Raw genomic sequence first — 8,203 nt, 5'->3', positions numbered from 1 at the left:
TGGGACCACCGCCGGAGACCCCGTTCGCGCCCGACACCGACCCCGAGGCCGCGCGGCGGGGACGGCACCGAAGGCGCCCCGCGGCAGCCGTACACCGCGGGTCCGGGCGCCCCGCCACCCGGCCGCATCGCCGACCCCTACGGGGTGCAAGGCAACCCCTGGCACGGCGCCACACCGCGCTCCGTGGCAGGTGACCCCGCGACCGCGCCGGGTGCCGACCGCGGACGTCTCGGACTGCCCGCGGCGGCGCCCGCCCCCGGCCGGCTGCCCGTGCCCGGTCAGGCGTCCGCCGGCCACCCGGACGGCCCCGGTCACGGCTCCCCGGGGCAGGGCGCGACCCTTCCCGGACAGGTACCGGGCCCGGCCACGGGCGCGGTGCCCGCCGGTGCCCGCTGGGACGACGCGGTGACCGCCGCCCGCCGCGGTCCCGGCACCGCGCTCGCCGCCGAACGGGCCCGGCAGGTGCGGATGACCGTGGTGGGACCGGTGACCGAGCGCTGGGCGCCGGAACAGGCCGGACCCGTGCACGAGAACTGGCAGCTCGCGGCGCCGATCGGGCCCGCCACCGACCTGTGGGCCCTCGGCGCGCTGCTCTTCCGGGCCGTCCAGGGACACGCGCCCTACCCCGAGGAGTCCACGGCCGAGCTGGTCCAGATGGTGTGCGCGGAACCGCCCGCCTTCGCCGAGGAGTGCGGGCCGCTGCGCCCCGTCGTGGAGTCGCTGCTGCGTCAGGACCCCACCGACCGGCTGGACTTCGAGGAACTGGGCGGCTGGCTGCGCTCGCTGGTGCGGTCGGCGCCCGAGCCGGACGCCGGGGTCCACGTGGTCCCCGTCCCGCCCCCCGACCCGAGGCGCCTGCCCATCGTCCGCCGCCGCGGCGAGCTGGTGCGGCGCCGGCGCGCCGGGGTGCCGGCCACCCATCCGCACGGACGGCACAAGCGGGCCGCGGAGGGAGCGGGTTCACCGCGCAGCCTCGGCCGGACGCTGCTCCTGCTGATCCTTCTGCTGCTGGCCGGCGCGGTGGCGTACGCGATGCTGTTCATGCCGAAGCAGGGGGACAGCGGCGCGGCGGGCGGTGAGCGCACCGGCAGTACCGGGCAGTCGAGCCCCGCGCCCTCCCACGCCCAGCAGCCGTCCGGCGGGCGGCCGCCGAGCGGCAGCCCCGGCGCGTCGTCGTCCGCGCCCGCCACCGAGACCCAGACCGGCGGGGACCCCTCGGTCGCCGACGGTTTCACCCTGCGCAAGGACCAGGACGGCTTCCAGGTCGCCGTCGCCAAGGGCTGGGACCGCACGCCCAAGAACGGCGCCGGTCAGGTGGTCTACTCGCACGGGAACTTCGAACTGCTCGTCGTGCCGGGCCGGGACGGCACCTCCTCCTACGGCAGCGATCCGATGGTCTACCAGCGCGACAAGGAGCGCGAACTCCAGCCGTACCGTTCCTCCAGCTGGGCCACCGCCACCGGCCTGCGGACCATCGAGGTGGGCGGCCGGACCATGGCCGAGGGCCAGTTCACCTGGACCGACGGACAGGGGCGCGACCTGTACGTGCGCAACATGGCGATCCTGCTGGACGGCCGCTACCACATCGTCCAGGTCCGCGGCCCGGAGGCCGAGCGGGACGAGGTGACACGGCTGTACGACCAGGCGGTCGCGACGTACCGCTACACGGGATGAGCGCCCCGTATACCGCCTGCGGAAAAGGGACTTCGGCTCCCCGTCGCGGGCCGTGGCGACAACCGTCACAGGACTGTCACCTTGGTACCCCGCTTGTTCCCAGAGGACAGGCCGGTCCTTAGTCTGACCCTGTCAAGAGCATTGCGGGGCAACGTGAATCAGATGCAGGGCCTGCTCATAGCGGGCCGCTACCGGCTTGCCGATTCCATCGGCAGCGGCGGCATGGGCCGGGTGTGGCGCGCCCACGACGAGGTGCTGCACCGGAAGGTCGCCGTCAAGGAGTTGACCGCCGCGCTCTACGTCTCCGAGAGCGAGCAGGCCGTGCTGCTCGCCCGCACCCGGGCCGAGGCCCGTGCCGCGGCGCGTATCAACCACTCCGCCGTCGTCACCGTCCATGACGTGCTCGAACACGACGGCCGCCCGTGGATCGTGATGGAGCTGGTCGAGGGCCACTCGCTGGCCGACGCGGTCAAGGAGCGCGGGCGCATCGACCCGCGGGAGACCGCGCGGATCGGCCTGTGGGTGCTGCGGGCGCTGCGCGCCGCGCACACCGCCGGCGTGCTGCACCGGGACGTCAAGCCCGGCAACGTGCTGCTCGGCCGGGACGGCCGGGTCCTGCTCACCGACTTCGGCATCGCGCAGATCGAGGGCGACACCACCATCACCCGCACCGGAGAGGTCGTCGGTTCGGTCGACTACCTCGCCCCCGAGCGGGTGCGCGGCCACGACCCCGGCCCGTCCTCCGACCTGTGGGCGCTGGGTGCCACGCTGTACACGGCGGTGGAGGGCCGCTCGCCGTTCCGCCGGACCTCGCCGCTGACCACCATGCAGGCGGTCGTCGAGGAGGAGGCGTCCGAACTGCGGTACGCCGGTCCGCTCGGCCCCGTCATCACCGCCCTGCTGCAGAAGGACCCGGCGCGGCGGCCCGGCACGGACGAGACGGAGCAGATGCTCGCCGAGGCGGCGGAGGGCCGACGGCCGAGCACGGCGCAGGTGTACGTGTCCACGCAGCAGCACGACCGCCTCCAGGCGGAGGCGCAGCAGCCGGGCCCCTCGCACACCGGCGCGGAGCGGGCCACCGGAACGCCGTACCCGCCGGTGACCGGGCCGACGCGGGGCGCCGGTCCGTACGCCACGGCTGCCGGACACCACACGACCGTCCCGCAGGGACAGCCGGTACGGCCGCCCGAACGCCGCCGGCTGCGCACGCTCGCCCTGGTGGTCGCCCTCGCCGCGATCGTCGGCGGAGGGGTCGCGGTCGCACTGCAGCAGTTCGGCACGGGCGGTCACGGCGACTCCGCCTCCGGATCGTCGACCCCCGGCCCCAGCGGCAGTGCCAGTCCGAGCGCCGTGGGCGGCCGGGGGGCGGTCCCCGTCGACTGGGAGCGGATCAAGGACCCGATGGGCTTCAGCATCTCCCTGCCCAAGGGGTGGACGCGGACCGTCTCCATCGACCAGGACGGCCTGCGGCAGGTCGACTACTCGCCGGACAAGGGCAAGCACCTCGTGCGGGTCGCCGTCGACACCGCGCCGGACTACCGCACCTCCTACGAGCACATGACCCACCTGAACGAGCGGCTTGCACGGCACCTGGTGGCCTACAAGCAGCTCACCTTCAAGGAGGAGCTCTTCCGCGACCAGCCGGGCACCCGCTGGGAGTACACGTGGAACGCGCTGGCCAAGGACCCGCCGCACTACTTCCCCGGGCCCTACCACGCGATCGACGTCGGATACATGAACGACGACGGCACCGAGTACGCCCTCTACTCGGCCTCACCGGCGAACGACTGGGCCACCACCAGTAAGCAGTTCGACTGGATCCTGCGGAGTTTCCAGGAGAACTGATCCGGGGGACACGCGCTCACGTACCGGCCCGTCCGCGGATCGTGGGGACCGATCCGCCGGCATGCTTCAAGCCACCTGTGCCGGGGTGACGGCACACTTGGCCGATCGCCGTCCCGGAGGGCGTCCGTCCGATGCGGCATGATGGGGCGCATGGGGACCGAGGGGGACGTCTTCCGTGTGATCGCGGGCCGTTACCGCCTGGAGGCGTTGATCGGCCGTGGGGGCATGGGCGTCGTATGGCGGGCGACCGACCAGTTGCTCGGCCGGCGGGTCGCGGTGAAGGAACTGCCGCTGGAGGAGACGTTCTCCGCGGAGGAGGCCCTGCGCCAGCGTGACCGTACGCTGCGCGAGGCCCGCGCGGTCGCCCAGTTGCGCCATCCGCACATCATCGTCGTGCACGACATCGTCGAGGAGGGCGCACGGCCCTACATCGTCATGGAGCTGATCGAGGGAGGCTCGCTCGCCGACCGGATCGCGGCGCGCGGCCCGGTCGACGCCGCCGAGGCCGCCCGGATCGGCATCGACCTGCTGAGCGCGCTGCGCACCGCCCACGAGGCGGGCGTCCTGCACCGCGACATCAAGCCCGCGAACGTGCTCGTCGAGTCGGGCACCGAGCGGGTGGTCCTCACCGACTTCGGGATCGCGCGGGTCGCGGGCGCCACGACTCTCACCGAGACCGGCTCCTTCGTGGGCTCGCCCGAGTACACCGCGCCGGAACGGATGTCCGGGGTGCGCACCGGCTCCGAGTCTGACCTGTGGTCGCTCGGCGCGCTGCTGTGCACCGTGCTCAGCGGCGAGTCGCCGTTCCGCCGTGACTCCCTCGGCGGCATCCTGCACGCCGTCGTCTCCGCCGACATTCACCCGCCCGCGCAGGCCGAGCCGTTGCTGCCGGTCGTACGGGGCCTGCTGGAGCGCGATCCGGACCGGCGGCTGGACGCGGCGGAGGCGGAGCGGATGCTGCGCACGTTCCTGGAGACGGGCCGCACCCCGGCCGCGCCGGGCACCGCCGCCGACGGGAACACGCCCGGGACCGCCGACCCCGGCGGCCGTGCCACCGGGGCGCCCTACACGCCGACCCAGCACGACGTGCCGCACCGGCCGGTGCCCGCTTCGGCGCCCATCGCCGAACGGCCGCCGCCCGTGCGCCAGTCGACGCGTGGGGTGCTGGCGGCGGCGCTGCTCGTGGCCGCGGTCGCCGGGGCCGGTGTGTCCGCGGTGGCGCTGCTGCTGAACCACGGCGGGGACGGGCACGGCGGCACTCCGGGCACCACCGCGACCAGCCCCGCGACAGGCCGGGCACCGACGAGCGGCCACCCGTCCCGGACCACCGCGAGCGACTCCCCGCCCGGGACCACCACCGGCGCGTCACCGTCCTCGACACCGACGTCGAGCAGCGCGCCCGCGGCCTCCCGCAGCCACACCGCCCCCTCCGGCTACCGCACCGCCCGGGACCCGGCCGGCTTCTCCCTCGCCGTACCGCAGGACTTCACCCGTGACCGGCAGGGCGAGCGGATCTTCTACCTTTCGTCCGGGCAGACGTTCCGCCTCGGCATCAGGGTCGCCGCGCCCGAGGCGGGCGGCCCCGCCGCGGTGATGAACCGCGCGGCGGCCGACGGGCCGAGCACCAACCCCGGCTACCACGACGGCCGGGTCACCGCGACCTCGCACGCCGGAGGACCCGCCGCGCTCTGGGAGTTCACCTGGGACGGCTTCAGCGCCGCCGAGGGCGCGCGCCACACCTACGACCTGTGCTGGGAGCAGGGCGGCCGGATGTACGACGTGTGGGTGTCGGCGCCGGTCGGCAAGGTCCGCGAGGCCCGGGAGTACTTCGACGTGGCCGTCGACACCTTCTCCGTCACGGCTCGGTGACCGGTTCGGCCTCCCTGTGGCTCAACGCGCTTGTGGCGCGATATGGATGACCCATGAGCAGTGACGGGGGAGTCGGCCGCACCGCCGACGACACGACGAGTTTTGTTCTGCAACCGCCGAACCCGCGCCCGGAAGCGCGGCCGCACCCGCAGCCCGACCCGCGGCCGGCCCCGGCACCGGCGTCCCGACCCGTCCCGGCACCGGCGTCACAACCGGCCCCGGGCCAGGGGCCCGGGCGGCTGATCGCCGGGCGGTACCGGCTGCTCGCCAAGCTGGGGCACGGCGGAATGGGCACCGTGTGGCGGGCCAAGGACGAGACGGTGGACCGCGAGGTCGCCGTCAAGGAACCCCGGGTGCCGGACTCGCTTCCCGAGCGGGAACGCGCCAACGCCTACGAGCGGATGCGCCGCGAGGCACGCGCGGCCGCCCGGCTCGACCACCCCTCGGTGGTCGACGTGTACGACGTCGCGGTCGTCGACGGACGGCCGTGGATCGTGATGGAGCTGGTGCGCGGACGCTCGCTCGGCGACGCGCTCCAGGAGGGCACCCTGGACGCCCGCGAGGCGGCCCGGATCGGCCTCCAGGTGCTCGGCGCGCTGGAGGCGGCGCACGCGGCGGGCGTCCTGCACCGGGACGTGAAACCGGACAACGTGCTGCTGGGCCGGCACGACCGGGTCGTCCTCACGGACTTCGGCATCGCCCAGATCGAGGGCGAGACGAACCTGACCGACACCGGCGGCTTCGTCGGCTCGCCCGAATACATCGCGCCCGAGCGGGTGCTGGGCCGGCGGCCCGGCCCGGCGAGCGACCTGTGGTCCCTGGGCGTGGTCCTCTACACGGCCACCGAGGGCGTCTCCCCGTTCCGCCGCAGCAACACCCCGGCCACCCTGCAGTCCGTCCTCCACGCCACCCCGGCCGCGCCCGCCGCCCGCGGCCCCCTGGCCGAGGCCGTCGACGGCCTGCTCCGGAAGGACCCCGCCGCCCGTCCGGACGCGGCCCGGGTCCGCGCCCTGCTGGAGGCGGCCGCCGACCCTCCCGCACCCCGGCCCGCCGAGCAGACGCGGGTCGCCGTGCCGGCCGCCCGGCCGCGGCGCGTGGGCCGGAAGACCTGGCTCGGGGTGGGAGCCGCCGTGGTCGCGGCCGCGGCGGTGGCCGGCTACCTGGTCCTCGCCGACCCGTTCGCCGGTCCGCTGCCCGACGGCTGGGCGAGACGGACGGACACCCGGCTGGGCGTGACTCTCTCCGTTCCCGCCACCTACCAGGTGGGGCACCCGGCCAAGACCGACACCGACAAGAGCTGGGTGTCGTACACGGACTGGAGCGGCGGCATCAGGATCGCCCTTGACCTGACCCGGAAGTCCGAGGACTCGCTGCACGAGATCAAGAGCAACGCGGTGGCCCAGATGCGCGCCGACGACGAGAAGTTCAAGACCCAGGGCGCCTACGAACTCGACATGCCCAAGGGCGCGAGGACGCACCCCGACGACAACGCCCGGTACCAGGGCCGGCCGGCCGCCACCAACACCGTCGACTACACCACGGACGACAGCCAGGACCCGCGCCCGCGCGAGATCCAGATCTTCTACTACCGCACCGAGTCCGGTGACCTGTACCGGCTCACCGTCGGCTACCCGGGCAAGGGCGACTTCACGGCCCGCGGCCGGGAAGTGGCCAAGACGGCCATCGCGAACCTGGAGATCAGGACGCCCTGATGGGCACAGGACCTCCTGACGGACGCGGGACCGGTGGCGGGTTCACCCCGCGCCGGTGGGTGGCGCGAGCCGACGGCTTCGACAACGGCGTGGTGCGCACGGTACTCATGTGACATGACTGGAGACGGCGAACTCCCGCACGGCGTACGTGTGATCGGCGGGCGCTATCGGCTCCTCGCGCCCCTCGGCGCCGGGCCGTCCGGCACGGTCTGGCGGGCGCGCGACGAGTCGGTGCGGCGGGACGTCGCCGTCAAGGAGCCCGTCCTGCCCGGTGACCCGGCGGACGACGAGGAGAGCCGGCGGGCGGCGCACCGGCTCTACCGCGAGGCCCGGACCGCCGCCCGGGTGCGGCATCCCTCGGCCGTCACCCTGCACGACGTCGTCACCGAGGACGGGCTCCCGTGGATCGTCATGGAACTGGTCGAGGGCGAGTCCCTGCGGGAGGCCGTCCGGCGCGGGCCCCTGCGTCCCGCCGAGGCCGCCCGGATCGGGCTCGCGGTCCTCGGCGCGCTCAGGGCCGCGCACGCCGTCGGGATCGTGCACCGGGACATCAAGCCCGCCAACGTCCTGATCGAGGCCGGCACCGGGCGGGTCGTGGTCACCGACTTCGGCATAGGGGACGGCCACGCCCAGGAGGCGCCTGCCGGGTTCGTCGCCCCGGAGCGCGCGTCGGGCCCGGGCGCCGGGCCCGCCTCCGACCTGTGGTCCCTCGGCGCGCTGCTGGCCACCGCCGTCGAGGGCGGGGACGCAGGACCGCTGGAGCCGCTGCTGACCAAGCTGCACGCCCCGGACCCGGCGGCCCGGCCGGACGCCGCGGAGGTCGCGGCGGCCCTGGAGGCGTGCGCGGACGCGGCGCCCGCAGCGGAGACGCCCGAACCCGCTCCGGCCCTGGCGCGTGAGCCCGAGGCGGCTGCCGCGCACGAGCCCGAACCGGCTCCGGCCCCAGCGCGTGAACCCGAGGCGGCTGCCGCGCGTGAGCCCGAACCGGCTCCGGCCCTGGCGCGTGAACCCGAGGCAGCTGCCGCGCACGAGCCCGAACCGGCTCCGAACTCCCCGACCCCGGCGACCGCGCCCGGCGCCGACCCCCGCCCAGGCCCCCGCGC

4 protein-coding genes and 1 pseudogene are annotated in these 8,203 nt (G+C 75.0%); all 5 read left to right on the top strand.

Features of this window, described 5'->3' with window-relative positions; genetic code table 11:
- Window positions 1-1,674 (top strand): annotated as a pseudogene (locus V7E45_RS22215) (serine/threonine protein kinase); the annotation flags it as partial.
- A gap of 162 nt (window positions 1,675-1,836) precedes the next feature.
- Window positions 1,837-3,519 (top strand): serine/threonine-protein kinase, encoded by a 1,683-nt coding sequence (locus V7E45_RS22210; protein ID WP_333775959.1) that lies wholly within the window; start codon window positions 1,837-1,839, stop codon window positions 3,517-3,519.
- 150 nt (window positions 3,520-3,669) lie between these two features.
- Window positions 3,670-5,388 carry a serine/threonine-protein kinase gene (locus V7E45_RS22205; RefSeq protein WP_333775958.1) on the top strand — a complete coding sequence of 573 codons (1,719 nt, stop codon included), beginning with the start codon at window positions 3,670-3,672 and terminating at the stop codon, window positions 5,386-5,388.
- Between the two features lie 53 nt (window positions 5,389-5,441).
- On the top strand, window positions 5,442-7,100 hold the full coding sequence (locus tag V7E45_RS22200; protein WP_333775957.1) for a serine/threonine-protein kinase: 1,659 nt from the start codon (window positions 5,442-5,444) through the stop codon (window positions 7,098-7,100).
- A gap of 114 nt (window positions 7,101-7,214) precedes the next feature.
- The coding region (locus V7E45_RS22195; protein WP_333775956.1) for a serine/threonine-protein kinase at window positions 7,215-8,203 on the top strand (989 nt) is incomplete at its 3' end.

The sequence above is a fragment of the Streptomyces sp. IBSBF 3136 genome (genome assembly GCF_036815105.1).
Lineage (GTDB): Bacteria > Actinomycetota > Actinomycetes > Streptomycetales > Streptomycetaceae > Streptomyces.
Note: the sequence above shows the minus strand (reverse complement) of the source record. Positions and strands in the feature narration are given on the sequence as shown.

Bases quoted from the DNA above. Each gene is read 5' to 3' on its own strand.
- V7E45_RS22210 (WP_333775959.1), top strand. From the start codon at position 1,837: ATGCAGGGCCTGCTCATAGCGGGCCGCTACCGGCTTGCCGATTCCATC.
- V7E45_RS22205 (WP_333775958.1), top strand. From the start codon at position 3,670: ATGGGGACCGAGGGGGACGTCTTCCGTGTGATCGCGGGCCGTTACCGC.
- V7E45_RS22200 (WP_333775957.1), top strand. From the start codon at position 5,442: ATGAGCAGTGACGGGGGAGTCGGCCGCACCGCCGACGACACGACGAGT.